Annotated in this window: 17 protein-coding genes; 11 read left to right on the top strand and 6 right to left on the bottom strand. The window is 74.6% G+C overall.

Annotated features, from left to right (window positions below):
* The first annotated feature begins 60 nt into the window (after positions 1-60).
* Positions 61-888, top strand: a complete 828-nt coding sequence (locus VFZ92_RS03490) for an SDR family oxidoreductase (RefSeq protein ID WP_330874205.1) — start codon at positions 61-63, stop codon at positions 886-888.
* Positions 889-945: 57 nt separating this feature from the next.
* On the opposite strand, the gene VFZ92_RS03485 is transcribed toward VFZ92_RS03490, so the two are convergent.
* Complete coding sequence (locus VFZ92_RS03485; RefSeq protein ID WP_330874204.1) at positions 946-1,173, bottom strand: hypothetical protein; 228 nt, start codon at positions 1,171-1,173, stop codon at positions 946-948.
* A gap of 60 nt (positions 1,174-1,233) precedes the next feature.
* On the opposite strand from VFZ92_RS03485, the gene VFZ92_RS03480 reads away from it, so the two are divergent.
* Both VFZ92_RS03480 and VFZ92_RS03475 read left to right on the top strand, forming a co-directional pair.
* Entirely contained in the window at positions 1,234-1,824 is a 591-nt protein-coding gene (locus tag VFZ92_RS03480; RefSeq protein WP_330874203.1) for a hypothetical protein, read from the top strand.
* A gap of 569 nt (positions 1,825-2,393) precedes the next feature.
* Positions 2,394-2,633, top strand: a complete 240-nt coding sequence (locus tag VFZ92_RS03475) for a hypothetical protein (RefSeq protein WP_330874202.1) — start codon at positions 2,394-2,396, stop codon at positions 2,631-2,633.
* 10 nt (positions 2,634-2,643) lie between these two features.
* On the opposite strand, the gene VFZ92_RS03470 is transcribed toward VFZ92_RS03475, so the two are convergent.
* Positions 2,644-3,930 carry a cytochrome P450 gene (locus tag VFZ92_RS03470; RefSeq protein ID WP_330874201.1) on the bottom strand — a complete coding sequence of 429 codons (1,287 nt, stop codon included), beginning with the start codon at positions 3,928-3,930 and terminating at the stop codon, positions 2,644-2,646.
* A 139-nt stretch (positions 3,931-4,069) separates the two neighbouring features.
* On the opposite strand from VFZ92_RS03470, the gene VFZ92_RS03465 reads away from it, so the two are divergent.
* Positions 4,070-4,510 (top strand): hypothetical protein, encoded by a 441-nt coding sequence (locus VFZ92_RS03465; protein ID WP_330874200.1) that lies wholly within the window; start codon positions 4,070-4,072, stop codon positions 4,508-4,510.
* Between the two features lie 134 nt (positions 4,511-4,644).
* The gene (locus VFZ92_RS03460; protein WP_330874199.1) at positions 4,645-5,478 is read left to right on the top strand and encodes a hypothetical protein; all 834 of its coding nucleotides are present in this window, start codon (positions 4,645-4,647) and stop codon (positions 5,476-5,478) included.
* A 10-nt stretch (positions 5,479-5,488) separates the two neighbouring features.
* Here the strand turns inward: VFZ92_RS03460 and VFZ92_RS03455 are convergent, their stop codons facing one another.
* Entirely contained in the window at positions 5,489-6,661 is a 1,173-nt protein-coding gene (locus VFZ92_RS03455; RefSeq protein WP_330874198.1) for a Cmx/CmrA family chloramphenicol efflux MFS transporter, read from the bottom strand.
* A 339-nt stretch (positions 6,662-7,000) separates the two neighbouring features.
* On the opposite strand from VFZ92_RS03455, the gene VFZ92_RS03450 reads away from it, so the two are divergent.
* The gene (locus tag VFZ92_RS03450) at positions 7,001-7,165 is read left to right on the top strand and encodes a hypothetical protein (RefSeq protein ID WP_330874197.1); all 165 of its coding nucleotides are present in this window, start codon (positions 7,001-7,003) and stop codon (positions 7,163-7,165) included.
* Positions 7,166-7,216: 51 nt separating this feature from the next.
* Here VFZ92_RS03450 and VFZ92_RS03445 read toward each other — a convergent pair whose 3' ends face one another.
* Positions 7,217-7,741, bottom strand: a complete 525-nt coding sequence (locus tag VFZ92_RS03445; RefSeq protein ID WP_330874196.1) for a DUF1360 domain-containing protein — start codon at positions 7,739-7,741, stop codon at positions 7,217-7,219.
* 380 nt (positions 7,742-8,121) lie between these two features.
* Here VFZ92_RS03445 and VFZ92_RS03440 point away from each other — a divergent pair, with 380 nt between their 5' ends.
* From VFZ92_RS03440 to VFZ92_RS03430, 3 genes are read left to right on the top strand one after another with little or no spacing between them, the layout of a single operon-like run.
* Positions 8,122-8,856, top strand: coding sequence for a hypothetical protein (locus tag VFZ92_RS03440; protein WP_330874195.1), 735 nt, complete (start codon positions 8,122-8,124; stop codon positions 8,854-8,856).
* A complete protein-coding gene (locus VFZ92_RS03435) occupies positions 8,843-9,262 on the top strand; it encodes a phage holin family protein (protein WP_330874194.1) in 420 nt (139 codons plus the stop codon). Before VFZ92_RS03440 ends, VFZ92_RS03435 begins: the two co-directional genes overlap by 14 nt.
* On the top strand, positions 9,238-9,912 hold the full coding sequence (locus VFZ92_RS03430; protein ID WP_330874193.1) for a DUF3618 domain-containing protein: 675 nt from the start codon (positions 9,238-9,240) through the stop codon (positions 9,910-9,912). Before VFZ92_RS03435 ends, VFZ92_RS03430 begins: the two co-directional genes overlap by 25 nt.
* Positions 9,913-9,979: 67 nt before the next feature.
* Here the strand turns inward: VFZ92_RS03430 and VFZ92_RS03425 are convergent, their stop codons facing one another.
* Positions 9,980-10,354, bottom strand: a complete 375-nt coding sequence (locus VFZ92_RS03425) for a ChaB family protein (RefSeq protein ID WP_330874192.1) — start codon at positions 10,352-10,354, stop codon at positions 9,980-9,982.
* 113 nt (positions 10,355-10,467) lie between these two features.
* Between VFZ92_RS03425 and VFZ92_RS03420 the strand changes: the two genes are divergently transcribed.
* Positions 10,468-11,418: a TIGR03557 family F420-dependent LLM class oxidoreductase gene (locus tag VFZ92_RS03420; RefSeq protein ID WP_330874191.1), complete on the top strand. Its 951-nt coding sequence runs from the start codon at positions 10,468-10,470 to the stop codon at positions 11,416-11,418.
* A gap of 34 nt (positions 11,419-11,452) precedes the next feature.
* Here the strand turns inward: VFZ92_RS03420 and VFZ92_RS03415 are convergent, their stop codons facing one another.
* The gene (locus VFZ92_RS03415) at positions 11,453-12,061 is read right to left on the bottom strand and encodes a helix-turn-helix domain-containing protein (protein ID WP_330874190.1); all 609 of its coding nucleotides are present in this window, start codon (positions 12,059-12,061) and stop codon (positions 11,453-11,455) included.
* A gap of 59 nt (positions 12,062-12,120) precedes the next feature.
* On the opposite strand from VFZ92_RS03415, the gene VFZ92_RS03410 reads away from it, so the two are divergent.
* Complete coding sequence (locus VFZ92_RS03410) at positions 12,121-13,059, top strand: DMT family transporter (RefSeq protein ID WP_330874189.1); 939 nt, start codon at positions 12,121-12,123, stop codon at positions 13,057-13,059.
* The last annotated feature ends 78 nt before the right edge of the window (positions 13,060-13,137 follow it).

The following is a 13,137-nucleotide window of genomic DNA, read 5'->3' as shown; positions in this document are numbered from 1 at the left end:
GTGTGTCGGCGCGGCGGCCACGGGTACCCCCGGACCCCAGAGACCCCCGGAGGACCGCCCATGGCGACCATCGCCCCACTGCCCGAGGACCGCGCGGACACGCCCCTGCGCGCCGTCGTGACCGGTTCGGACTCCGGCATCGGCCGGGCCGTCGCCGTGGCGCTGGCCCGCGCGGGGGCGGACGTCGGAGTCACCTACCACCGGGACGCCGACGGGGCCGAGCGGACCGCCGCCGAGGTGCGCGAGGCGGGTGCCCGTGCCGCGGTCCGCCACCTGGACCTCACCGACCTGCCCGCCGCGGCCACCGTCGTCGACGACCTGGTGGCCGACCTCGGCGGCATCGACGTCCTGGTCAACTGCGCGGGGACGGGCAGCGCGGAGAAGCTGCTGGACATGGACTTCGACTCGTGGCGGTCCGTGCTGTCGGTCGACCTGGACGGTGCGTTCCTGTGCTCCCAGCGCGCGGCCCGGCACATGGTCGAGGCCGGGCGCGGTGGCCGGATCGTCAACATCACCAGCGTCCACGAGCACGCGCCGCGCGTCGGTGCCGGGCCGTACTGCGCGGCCAAGGCGGGCCTGGGGATGCTGACGAAGGTGCTCGCGCTGGAGCTGGCCGAGCACGGCATCACGGTGAACTCGGTGGCACCGGGGGAGATCTCCACGCCGATGACCGGCCAGACCGACGAGGACCCCCGCGAGCAGCGCCGCCCCGGCGTGCCGCTGGGACGCACCGGCCACGCCGCGGAGGTCGCCGCCGTGGTCGCGTTCCTGGCGTCGCCCGCGGCGAGCTACGTGACCGGCGCGTCCTACGTCGTGGACGGCGGCATGCTCCTCATGGGACCGCAGGCGAGCGACCGCCTCACCGACGAGAAGTGGCGCAACCCGTAGTACCGCCACGACCGGCCCTGGGCCCACCGGTGGGGACCGGCGGGCCCAGGGCTCCGGTCAGCTCTCGGGCGTGGCCCGCACGGCACCCGGCGCTTCGCCGCGCCCACCGTCCTCCGGCGACTCGAACCCGGAGGGCTCGTCGTCCTCGGCCTCCGTCTCGTACGGGTCGGGGTTCGTCTCGGCCAGCTCCTCGGCCGTCGCCTTGGCCTCGTCGATCGCGTGCTGCGACTCGGCGAGCCGCTCCTCCATGCCCGCGGTGTCGACGTCCCGCGCCTGTTCGACCACGTTCGCTCCTCGCTCCGGTCGGGCACCGATGCCCGGTCCGGTGGGATTCCCCCGCGGGAGGTGGGCAAACGTCGCGGCTCCGGGAGGGTGTTCGGCCCGATCCGCGCCAGGCGACTCCGAGGTGGTGGACGGCAGGTCTTCGAGGCCGACGTCATCTCGTCGAACGGCCTGGACGACCGGCGGGTGAGCCGCGGCGTGATCGAGCACGCGCAGGAGCTGATGGCCGACGCGGTCGGCGCCGAGCACGCGTTCTTCTCCACCTGCGGCAGTTCGCTGTCGGTCAGGAGCGCCGTGCTGCCGGTCGCGGGCCCGCACGAGAAGCTCTTGGTGGCCCGCCAGTCCCACAAGTCCGTCGTGTCCGGGCTGATCCTCAGCGGTGTCGCGGCCGTGCGGGTGCGCCCCCGCTGGGACGCCGACCTGCACCTGTCCAACCCGCCCGCCGCGGAGGACGTGCGCGAGGCCTTCGAGGCCGAACCGGACGCTCCTGGTCACGCCGACCGACCACGGCACGTGCGGCGACATCGCGGCCGTGGCGGAGGTGCGCCACGAGTTCGGCGAGCCGCTGATCGAGGACGAGGCGTGGCGCGCACCTGCCGTTCCACCCCGACCTGCCGCCGTGGGCGGTGGACGCGGGCGCGGACCTCTGCGTGACCAGCGTGCACAAGGCCGGTTCGGCGGTCGAGCAGAGCTCGGTGTTCCACCTCCAGGGCGACCGCGTGGACCGGCGGTGCTCAAGGCGCGCGAGGACCTGCTGGGCACGACCAGCGCCACGTCGCTGGTGCACGCGACCCTGGACGGCTGGCGCAGGCAGATGGCGCGGCACGGGCACGGGCTGCTCGACGCGACGCTCGCGCTGGCGGAGTCCGTGCGGGCACGCGTGGACCGGGTACCGGGGCTGAGGGTCATGCGGGAGGAGCTGCTCGACCTCTCGTCGTCGATCGACCCGCTGAAGGTGGTGGTCGACGTGTCCCCGCTCGGCATCAGCGGCTACCAGGCCGCCGACTGGCTGCGCGAGCACCAGCGGGTCGCCGTCGGCCTGTCCGACCACCGGAGGGTCGTCGCGCAGCTCACCACCGCCGACGACGAGGAGACCGGCGCGATCCTGGTCGCGGCGCTGGACGCCCTGTGCCGGGCGGGCCGGAGCCTGCCCGCGCCGAAGCCTGCCCGCGCCGAAGCCCGTCGACCTCCCGTCGCCCGAGCGGGTGGAGCTGGAGACGGCGATGCCGCCCAGGGACGCGTTCTCCGGCGAGACCGAGCAGGTGGACGTGGACGCGGCGGTCGGCCGGATCGCGGCCGAGATGATCACGCCGTACCCGCCGGGCGCACCAGCGGTGCTGCCCGGCGAGGTCGTCAGCAGGCCGGTGGTGGACTACCCGCGCAGCGGTCTCGCCGCCGGCGTGCAGCTCCCCGACCCCGTCGACGCGGCGCTCGACTCCATCCGGGTGGTCGCCAGGTCGTGATCGGCCGGTGTCACCCGTGGTCGCGGGAAGCGGCGAGGACGTCGGCGCGCCGCGGCGCGGTCGAGCCGGTCGGGGTGAGGACGAAACCGCTGCGCACCCGTGCGGGCACACGGGACAGCGAGATCGTCAGGTCCTGCTCGGGAACGGTGTGGTCGAGGCGGGCCAGGCGCGCCGACAGCGCCTCCAGCAGGCCGATCGTGGCGGGTTCGCCGGGGCACCGGTGACCGGCGGCCGGATCGCCGCCACCCTGCGGGATCAGGTCGAACGCGCTCGCGGGCCGGTCGAGGAACCGCTGCGGGCGGAACGCGTAGGGATCGCCCCACACGGCGGCGTCGTGGTTCTGCCCGAAGACGTCCAGCAGCACGAGCGACCCCTCCGGGATCGGTTCGCCGCGCCACGAGAGGTCTCGGACGGCGCGACCGCCGAGGAACGGGGCGAACGGGTAGAACCGGCGGACCTCGTGCGTGAACGCCGTCGCGAACCCGGCGTCACCGGAGCGCAGCGCCTCGCGGTGGTCGGGCCACCGGTGCAGGGCGTGCGCCGCGAACGCGACGAACCAGGCGACGGCCACCGTCGGGCGGACCACGTTGAGCAGCTCCACCGCGGCCACGCGTGGTTCGAGCGGCGTTCCACCGGAATCCCGGTGGCGGGAGACCACGTCGACCGCCGAGCGGGTCGCCACCGTCGTGGTGCCCCGGCGCACCCGCTGGACCAGGTCGGCGAACGAGGCCTCCTGGCGCGCCCGCGCCCGCCGGGCCCGCCAGTGGCGCGGACCCGCCGTCGCGAAGCCGTCCACCATCGCCGTGAGGTCGCTCGCCACGGCGGGCACGTCCTCGTCGGCCAGCGGGACACCGGCCCACCGGCACACCCCTCGGGTCAGGACGCGGCTCGCCTCGTCGAACAGCACCACGGGCCGGTCGGGGGTCCAGGACGCGACCGCGTCGTCCCACGCCGCCGTGACGTGCTCGACCAGGTACGCCACGCTCCCCGGCGTCATGAGGGACAGGAAGAGGTCCTTGCGGTGGCGGTGGGCGTCGCCGTCGAGCGTGTGCACCGCGCCGTGCCCGAACAGCGTGCTCCGCACGGGACCGGGCAGGGCGCCGTGCCGCCGCACGTGGTCCTCGTCGTAGAAGAAGCGCGTGGCGTCCGGGCCGCACAGGCCGATCGCCCGCCGACCCGCCACGCGGGTGCGGACGGTCTCGCCGGGCGTCGCGCGGCGCAGGTCGGGCAACCAGCCGTAGCCCTTGAGCGCCAGTGGGACGGTCTGGTCGAGGAGCGTGCCGCGGTGATCTCGCATGGTGTCCGGGGTGCCCGGCGAAGGGCCGGTGAAACGCGGACCCGCGCAGGCCGGGCGTTTTGGGTCCGGCCGTTGTGGACACCCCAGGGTCCGCGCCCTCGGGCGTGATCACGTCCGCCGCACGAGGAGGAGAACACCGATGGCCGACGACCGGGAGAGCCCGACCGCACCCCACGACACGGGGTCGCCGGATTCCGCGGAGATGGATCCGGCGGCGCTGAACAGCGCCGAGGACCTCGACGAGGACCGGCTCAAGCTCGACCCGCTGGAAGCGGGCATGGACCCGCCCGAGCGGTGGACCGCGGCCGACAAGTACGGGATGACGGCCTACGAGCAGGCCCACCCGCGTCCTCTGGAGGACCGGCTGGAGGAGGAGCAGCCCGACGTCCAGCCGCCCGCGGGCGAGCCGGACGCCGAGGAGCTGTCCCGCGACGACGTCATCAGCTCCGACGCGCGCGACGTCTACGGCGAGGAGGTCCACCGCGAGGCCGTCGAACGGGGCCAGCTCGCGGACGAGCCCGGCGGTTCGGTCGCCGAGGCCGTGCGCACGCCGAGCGCCGCGGACGATCTTCGGGAGTGAGTCCACCGAGGTAGTTCGAGTCCTTTGAGGACTGGTGCCCGTGCTCCGCCGGAACGATCCCCGAGCCGGGAACTCCGGCCTGCCCGCGTTCGTCATCACGGTGGCGATGCGGTGCGGTGCAAGGAGGAGGAACGGTGACGGCGGTCGACAGCCGAGAAGAACTGGTGCCGTTGCGGACCGATTTCGACGTGGTGTGGCGGGGGTTCGACCCTGGGCAGGTCATGCGGTTCGTGCAGGCGGTGGAGGCGGACCTGGGGGTGCTCGCCGTCGACCGCGACGCGGCGGTCGCCCGTGCCGACGGCCTGGCCCGCGCACTGGAGTCCGCCCGCGCGGAGGTGCGGGAGCTGCACGACCGCCTCGACCGGCTGTGCCGGACACCCGTCGACCCCGCCACCCTGGACGAGCGTTCGCGCCGCAGGGTCGAACTCGCCGAGGCCGAGGCCACCGAGATCACCACGCGCGCCGAGGCCGCCGCCGACCGCACCTGGGCGGCGGCGGACGAGGCCGCGACCCGGTTGCGCCTGCGGTACGAGGAACTCGTCGCCGGACTGGACGCCCGCCGCGGGGAGGCCGAGGTCGAGCACCGCGCCCTGATGCGTCGGGCTCGCGAGCACGTCGAGGCGACGGTCCGCGAGGCGGCCCGCCGCCGTCGTGAGCTGGACGAGCAGGCCGCCGCGGAGCGGGAGCGCGTGCGGACCGACTTCGAGCTGGCCATGGCGGGCAGGCGCGCCGACGCGGCCCGCGCCCTCGCCCGCCAGGAGGCGGAGGCACGGGCTCGCGCCGACGCCCTGCTGCGGGAGGCCGCCGAACGCTCGGAAGCGATGATCACGGCCGCCCGGAAGCGCGTCGACGAGCTGCGCGGGCACCGCGACCGCGTCGCCGCCGGGCTCGCGGAGGCGTGGGCCCTGCTGGACAGGGCGGAATCCGACCTGGCTCCGCTACCGGGGGAGATACCGCTGCCGCGCTGACCACCTGCCGTCAGGTCGTGGTGGCCCGCACCGCCTTCCGGGTCCGGGCCACCAGCAGCGCCGCACCGCCGACCACCAGCGCGGTGGCGACCAGCGCCGCGCTCACCAGCATCGGCGCCCGGAAGCCCACCCCGGCGTCGATGGCCAGACCACCGAGCGCGGGGCCCGCCGCCGCGCCGACGTTGAGCGCGGCGGTGGCGAACCCGCCCGCCAGCATCGGGGCGGCGGAGGCGGAGTAGAAGGCCTGGGCGATGAGCGTCGACCCGACCGCGAACGAGAGCGCGCCCTGGACGAACGCGAACACGAACACCACGACCGGGTCGCCCGCGGTGAGGGCGAACAGCACCCAGCCCACCAGCAGCGCGACGGAGCCCGCTCCCAGCAGCCGCGTCGGCGCGGTGTCGGCGAACCGACCGCCGAGCGCCACGCCCGCGAACGACCCGACGCCGAACAGCAGCAGCGCCACCGGCACCAGGTCGGGTGACACCGCGGCCACGTCGGTGACCACCGGCGCGAGGTAGGTGAACGTGCAGAACGTGGCGCCGTTCACCAGTGCGCCGAGGACCAGCACCACCAGCAGGCGCGGGGTGCGCAGCGCGCGCAGCTCGTGGCGCGCGCTCGGGGCGTTCGGGTCCGGTGCGGCGGCGGGCACGGCGCGCAGGACCGCGGTGAACGGCGGCACGGAGAGGGCGGCCACGGCCCAGAACGCCGCGCGCCAACCCCAGAGGTCGCCGATGACCGCGCCGAGGGGCACACCCGCGACGCAGGCGATCGTCACGCCGCTCAGCAGCACCGAGGTGGCCCTGCCCTTGGCGTCGGGCGCGACCAGGCCGGTGGCGGTGGCCAGGCCCACGGCCAGGAACCCCGCGCTCGCCAGCGCGGCGAGCACCCTGGTGGCCAGCAGCAGCGGGAAGCTGGTGGTGAGGGCGCCGACCACGTGCGTCAGCAGGAACACCACCAGGAACACCAGCAGGGCGGTGCGCCGGGGCCACCGCAGGCTCAGCAGCGCCACCAGCGGTGCGCCGACGACCATGCCGAGGGCGAAGGCCGACGTCAGCGATCCCGCGGCGGGGATGGACACGGCCAGGTCGTGCGCGATGCCCGGCACCAGGCCGGACAGCATGAACTCCGACGTCCCCTGGGCGAAGACGGCGAGGGCGAGGACGTAGACGGCGAAGGGCATGGGAGGACTCCGCGAGGGGTCGAGAGGTGTGCGTTCGGTGGTGCGCACCGCGGCGGGCGCCGGGCGCGACGCTGTCCGGCGCGGAGGCCGGACGTCAGAACGGTTCCCGGACGGTGGCACGAGTCGCCGAAGAACCCCGCACGACGGGCGGGGGAGGGTTCACGCGGGGAGACGCGGAACGCGCGCGACTGGTGGGTGCGCCACCGGGGAGAGCCGGTGGCTACCTACTGGCTGCCTCGGGGCTGGACACGGCCGTCAACCTACCAGCGCGCACGACGTCCCAGCTCCGCGGATCAGCCCCGGCCCGCCCGCTGGTGGACACCCAGGGGCGCAGCGGCGGTGGGACGGGTCGAGGGTCCGGGGAACCACCCCACCGGCGGGCAGCCGCACATCGCGGAGTTCTTCCGCCGCGTGATGGAGGAGGGCTCGGAGCGCGCCGAGCAGTGCCACCGGTTCCCGGCGCGGCTGTCGGGCACCGACGAGTCCGGTCCCGCGCTGTCGTGACCACGACGAAGGCGCGTCCCGTTCGCGGGACGCGCCTTCGGGGCGGACCGCTCAGCCCTCCGAAGCCCGTGCGACGGCGGACTTGGCGGCGTCGTAGGCGAGGTGCAGGGAGTCCGACCCCGCGACGGCGGCCAGGGCCGTGGCGACCAGGCGGGTCGCGCGCGGAGCCAGCACCAGCCCGGCGGTGAAGGCCGTCGCCAGCCAGACGTCGGAGCAGAAGGGGCACGTCAGCAGTTCGCCGACGGCGTGCCGGTGGGTTCCCGACGGCGGCACCGACTCGGCGACCTCGCCCTCACCGGTGGAGCCCTCGAACCGGGTGAACGGCGCCCGGAGCGCTCCCGCGACCGAACTCTTGGTCAGCAGCCTGCTCGCCTTGTGGACGGCCACGGACACCAGGACGGTGTCGCTCCACGAGAAGCGCTCCGGCAGCCGCGCGCCGCGCGCCCCTCCCACCAGCGCCGCGAGCCCGACGAGGCCGGAGAACCCACCCATCGCCCGGAGGTAGCCGCCCAGCGGGCGCACCTCGTCCCCCGAGTAGTTCGACCGGACGCGCGTGAAGATCCCTGTCGTGGACATGCGGCGTGAGTTGCCTCGCCGCCACACCCCCAAACGCGGACCGCGGCACACCGTCCGAACGAGACCCGATCGCCTGCCCGGAGGACGCCCGCGATGACCCGCACCTCCCACCCGACCCGGTCCAGGAAGCTCGCGGGGCAGCGGCGCGGTCGGCCCGGAGACCGACCGGCCGGTTGTCGTCCGCGAGGCGGTCCCCGACTGCCGGGAGGGCGGCTCGGTGTTCGTGCTCGGCGTGCCGTCCCTGAGTGCGCACGACCGCGGAGGGTGCCCGTTCTGCGGCGGCTCAACCGGTTGCGGCGATGTCGTCGGGATCGGTTGTCCCGCGCCGGACGGCGGGTAGACGCATGCGGGACCGAGAGAAACTACTGAAGGAGCAACCGGTGACTGACATCCAAGGCCGGTCCACTGGGCCGGACAGCACGGTGGGGGCGGTGGCCTCCACGGCGTCGCAGGAGGGCACCGCCGTCGCCCACCACGCGAAGGACGCGGCGGCGGATGTGGCGTCCACCGCGAAGGACCAGGTCCAGCAGGTCGCGCACGAGGCCAAGCAGCAGACCGGCAAGGTCGTGGACGACGTGCGGCAGCGCATCGGCCGGGAGGCCGACGACCAGGCGCGACGCGTGTCGCAGGGCATCACCAGGCTCGCCGACGAGCTGTCCGCCATGGCCGAGCACTCCTCCGAGGGGTCGCAGGCGGCGGGCGCGCTGCGCCAGGTCGCGGACACCGGCCGCCAGGCCGCGCGGTTCCTCGACGAGCGCGGAGCGGGTGGTCTCCTGGACTCCGCCCAGGACTTCGCCCGCCGCAAGCCCGGCACGTTCCTCGTCGGCGCCGCCCTGGCCGGGTTCCTGGTGGGCCGCGTGGTGAAGAGCGCGAACGGGTCGTCGGACGGCACGACCGAACGCGCCGGTACCGCGCAGGCGGAGACGTGGCGGAGCACGCCGCCCGCCGTCACCCCGACGGGCACGCCGTACGACTCGCCGCTGCCGACGCCCGCGACCGCGCCGGGCCCGGCCGGTGCCGTGGTGCCGCCCACCGTCACCCCCTACGAGGACCCGGCGGTGCCGCGGACGCCGCAGCCCGCCACGGGTGGGGGTGCCGCGCATGTCCAGCCCTGATCACCTCGGGACACCACCGGTCGACGACGACCGAGCCTCGCTCGGTGACCTGGTCGGCGAGCTGGCGAACGACCTGTCGCGGCTGCTGCGCCAGGAGTTGGAACTGGCCAAGGCCGAGATCCGCGAGGAGGCGGCCAAGGCGGGGAAGGCCGCCGGGATGCTCGGCGCGGCAGGCTTCGCGGGGTACATGACCGCGGTGCTGCTCAGCTTCGCCCTGGCGTTCGGCCTCGCGCACGCCGTCGGCCTCGCCTGGGCGACCCTGATCGTCGCCGTGCTGTGGGGCATCGCGGGCGCGGTGCTGTTCAGCGCGGGCCGCTCCCGGCTGAAGACCGTGTCCCCGAAACCCGAACGCACCATCGACACCCTGAAGGAGGACGCGGAATGGGCACGTCACCCGACCGGCTGAGGCAGGAGATCGACCGGACGCGCGCCGAACTGGTGGCCGACACCAACCGGATCGTGGACCGCACGAGCCCGAAGCGCATCGCGCAGCGCCGCACGAGGACCGTGCGGCGAAGCCTGACCACCCTCAGGGAGAAAGTGATGGGCACCGTGCCGCAGGCGACGCACCACGCCACCACCGGCGTGCGGGACACCGCTCAGGACGCGGCGCAGGCCGTGCAGGAGAGGGCGCACAGCGCCGCCGAGACTGTGTCGGACGCCGCTGGTCAGGCGGCGCAGGCCGTTCGGGAAGCTCCCGAGCAGGCGAGGCGGCAGGCGCAGGGCAACCCCCTCGCCGCCGGGCTGGTGGCCTTCGGGGCGGGCCTGCTCGCCGCGTCGCTGCTGCCCGCCACGCGCGTCGAGCAGGACGCGGTGCGCCAGGTCGGCGACCGCGCCTCGGAGTACGTGGAACCGCTCAAGGAAGCCCTGGCCGACACCGGTCAGAGGCTCAAGGAGGAGGTGGGCGGCACCGTGCAGGAGGCCGTCCAGGAGGTCAAGCAGACGGCGGGCGAGGCCGCCCGCGCCACGACGGAGCAGGCGAAGGACGCCTCGGCCGACGTGGCGGGCCACGCCCGCGACTCGGGCCAGGCGGTCGCGCGGGACGCGCGCGGCTGACGGCGGAACGGGATCGGGGAGGAGCCGCGGCTCCTCCCCGATCCCCTTGGGTCGTCAGCCGCGGCGCTCAGGACCGCGCCTTCGCGGTCTTCCGGTCGTTCGCCTTCCCGATCGCCTCCACGAGCTGCTGCTTGGTCATCGACGACCGGCCCGGCACGTCGAGCTTCTTCGCCACGTCGTACAGGTGCGCCTTGCTGGCGTTGGTGTCCACACCGCCGTGGGTCTTCCCGGTCCCTGCGTCCGACGGGCCCTTCTCCCGCTTGGCCTCCCAGTGGTCGCCGACCTTCTCGAACGAGTGCTTCAACGCCGAGAACGCGGTGCGGTGCGCGCGCTCGCCCTCGCCGTAGGTCTCGACCGCCGAGTCGTGCGCCTTGATCCACGTGCGCTGCGCCTTCTTCGACGAGCGCTCGACGGTGCTGGGCAGCTCCTGGCGTCCGGGCATGTCTCCTCCTCGATCGGGTTTCCCGTTCGGGGCACGGGTACCCGTTTCGGCATGACATCCACGGCCCCGGTCGACGGAGGGTTCGACGGACCGCCGGTGGGTAGCCGTCCACCATGGTCAGCATCGGATATTTCCTGTCTTGCGAGGAGTTCGGGCCGCGTGAGCTGGTCCGCCAAGCCAGGTGGGCGGAGGAGGCCGGGTTCGAGCGGCTGTGGATCTCCGACCACTTCCACCCGTGGAACGACGAGCAGGGCCAGAGCCCGTTCGTGTGGTCGGTCATCGGCGCGCTGTCGGAGGTGACCCGCCTGCCGATCACGACGGCGGTCACGTGCCCGACCGTGCGCCTGCACCCGGCCGTCGTCGCCCACGCCGCCGCCACCGCGGCCGTCCAGTGCGAGGGCCGGTTCACGCTCGGCGTCGGCTCGGGGGAGGCGCTGAACGAGCACGTGCTCGGCGACGCCTGGCCGCCCGCGCCGGTGCGGCTGGAGATGCTGGAGGAGGCCGTCGAGGTCATCCGCGCCCTGCACACCGGCGAGGAGGTCGACCACCACGGCAAGCACTACACCGTTGAGAACGCGCGCCTCTACACGCTGCCCGAGCAGCCCGTGCCGATCTACGTGTCGGCGTTCGGGCCGAAGGCCGTGGACGTGGCCGCCCGGATCGGCGACGGGCTGTGCAGCACCAAGCCCGACGGCGACCTGATCGGGCGGTACCGCGCGGCGGGTGGGAAGGGGCCCGCGCAGGGCGGGTTCAAGGTCTGCCACGCCGCGACCGAGGCCGAGGGCGTGCGGACGGCGCTGCGCCTGTGGCCCAACGAGCACCTGCCCGGCGAACTCGCGCAGGTCCTCCCGACACCCCGCCACTTCGAGCAGGCGTCGACCCTCGTGACCGAGCGGATGGTGGCCGACGTGCTGCCCGCGGGCCCGGACCCGAAGCGGTACGTGGAGAGCGTGCGCGAGTACGCGGACGCGGGCTACGACGAGGTGTACGTGCAGCAGATCGGCCCGGAGCAGGAGGAGTTCTTCGCCTTCTGGCAGCGGGAGGTCGCCCCGCACGTGCGGTGACCCCACCGCGCGACCCCGCCCCGGACGCCGCGCGTCACGCGCCGCGGCCGAGCGCGACCCGGACCGCGCCGCGCGCCTCCTCCGCCGCCAGGGGGTTGGCGCCCGCGGTGAGGACGACGAGGGTGCCCTCGTAGAGCAGGTGCAGGTGGGCGCCCAGGGCCGGGTCGCCGGTGAGGGTGTCGAAGAGGGTGCGCATCCACGCCTTCTCCGCGCGGACGACGGGCACGGCCGGGTGGTCGCCGTCCCCGAGTTCGGCGTAGGCGTTGACGAAGGCGCAGCCGCGCCGCTGGGTGCCCATCCACGTCTCCAGCACGTCGAAGACCAGCAGCACCCGCTGGTCCGGCCCGTCCACCTCGGCGAGCCGGGCCAGCAGGTGCTCGCGCCAGCGGTGGGCCCGCCGCAGCAGGTACAGCGCGACGAGGGCGTCCTTGGAGCCGAACCGGTCGTAGAGGGTCTTCTTCGTCGTGCCCGCGGACTCCGCGATCAGGTCCACGCCCACGGCGCGCACCCCGCGGTCGTAGAACAGGGTGCTGGCGGCCTCCAGCAGCCGCGTTCCCGCGCTGGTCAGCGGTGGCAGCGGTTGGAGCACCGGGCGCAGCGCGGCGGGGGTGGACTCGTCGAGCCTGGTGAGCGTGGGCAGCACGGTTCGCCTCCTGGGTTGGTGCACTGCGAGTATACCAACCGGTATGGTTACCTGGCTCGATGGTCACCAAGTTCCCCAGTCCCAGGGCCGTGTCGACGATCAGCGCCGCCGCCCTGGTCGTGGTGTGGAGTTCGGGCTTCATCGGCGCCGAACTCGGTGCCCGGCACGCGGCACCGGACACCGTCCTGGCGTGGCGGTGCCTGGTCACCGCCGTCGTCCTGCTCCCGTGGGCCGTCCGCGCCGCCGCCCGGTCGGACCGGCGGGAGTGGGCGCGCCAGGCCGTGCTGGCGCTGCTGTGCCAGTGCCTCTACCTGGGCGGCGTGTTCTGGGCCGCTGCCGCCGGGGTGCCCGCGGGCACCTCCGCCCTCATCGCCTCGCTGCAACCCGCGCTGGTGCTCGTCGCGGCCGTGCTGCTCGACGCACGGCGCCTGCGGGTGAGCCACCTGGTGGGCTTGGCGCTCGGCACGGCCGGGGTCGCGCTGACCGCGGTGGGCGACCTGCGCGCGGGCGTCACCGCGGCGGCCCTGCTCCTGCCGCTGGGAGCGATGCTGGCCCTGACCGCGGGCACCCTGTTCCAGCAGCGGTGGCCCACACCGCCGCTCGGGCAGACCCTGGCCGTGCAGGCGCTCTTCACGGCCGTCTTCTTCACCGCGTCCACCGCGACCGCGGGCCACCTCACGCCCCCGTCGAGCACCGCCTTCTGGGCAGCCGTGGCGTGGGCGGTCGTCGCGGGCATCGGCAGCTACGGCCTGTACTACCTCGTCGCGACCCGCGACGGCGCGACCCGAGCCAGCACCCTGCTCTACCTGACCCCGGCCACCACGGCCCTGTGGGCAGCCCCGATGTTCGACCAGCCGGTCCACCCCACCACCCTGCTGGGCCTGCTGATCAGCGCGTCCGCGGTGGTCCTGCTCCGCACCGCCTCGGAGGGCGGAGCGCCGCTGGGCCGTTCGCCTCTCGCCTCGGCGAAGGCGGCATTCGATACTGGAAGGTCCTGAGGGAGGTGCGGGGTGAGGCTGCGGTGGGTGGTCCCGTTCGTGACGATCACCACGGCCGCCATGTCCCACGGCCGCGGG

It is taken from the genome of Umezawaea sp. (genome assembly GCF_036375055.1).
Lineage (GTDB): Bacteria > Actinomycetota > Actinomycetes > Mycobacteriales > Pseudonocardiaceae > Umezawaea.
Note: the sequence above shows the minus strand (reverse complement) of the source record. Positions and strands in the feature narration are given on the sequence as shown.

What these genes read in the sequence shown, in the direction of transcription:
- VFZ92_RS03490 (WP_330874205.1), top strand. Translation starts at nt 61, where the DNA reads ATGGCGACCATCGCCCCACTGCCCGAGGACCGCGCGGACACGCCCCTG.
- VFZ92_RS03475 (WP_330874202.1), top strand. Translation starts at nt 2,394, where the DNA reads ATGCCGCCCAGGGACGCGTTCTCCGGCGAGACCGAGCAGGTGGACGTG.
- VFZ92_RS03470 (WP_330874201.1), bottom strand. Translation starts at nt 3,930, where the DNA reads ATGCGAGATCACCGCGGCACGCTCCTCGACCAGACCGTCCCACTGGCG.
- VFZ92_RS03465 (WP_330874200.1), top strand. Translation starts at nt 4,070, where the DNA reads ATGGCCGACGACCGGGAGAGCCCGACCGCACCCCACGACACGGGGTCG.
- VFZ92_RS03455 (WP_330874198.1), bottom strand. Translation starts at nt 6,661, where the DNA reads ATGCCCTTCGCCGTCTACGTCCTCGCCCTCGCCGTCTTCGCCCAGGGG.
- VFZ92_RS03445 (WP_330874196.1), bottom strand. Translation starts at nt 7,741, where the DNA reads ATGTCCACGACAGGGATCTTCACGCGCGTCCGGTCGAACTACTCGGGG.
- VFZ92_RS03435 (WP_330874194.1), top strand. Translation starts at nt 8,843, where the DNA reads ATGTCCAGCCCTGATCACCTCGGGACACCACCGGTCGACGACGACCGA.
- VFZ92_RS03430 (WP_330874193.1), top strand. Translation starts at nt 9,238, where the DNA reads ATGGGCACGTCACCCGACCGGCTGAGGCAGGAGATCGACCGGACGCGC.
- VFZ92_RS03425 (WP_330874192.1), bottom strand. Translation starts at nt 10,354, where the DNA reads ATGCCCGGACGCCAGGAGCTGCCCAGCACCGTCGAGCGCTCGTCGAAG.
- VFZ92_RS03420 (WP_330874191.1), top strand. Translation starts at nt 10,468, where the DNA reads ATGGTCAGCATCGGATATTTCCTGTCTTGCGAGGAGTTCGGGCCGCGT.
- VFZ92_RS03410 (WP_330874189.1), top strand. Translation starts at nt 12,121, where the DNA reads ATGGTCACCAAGTTCCCCAGTCCCAGGGCCGTGTCGACGATCAGCGCC.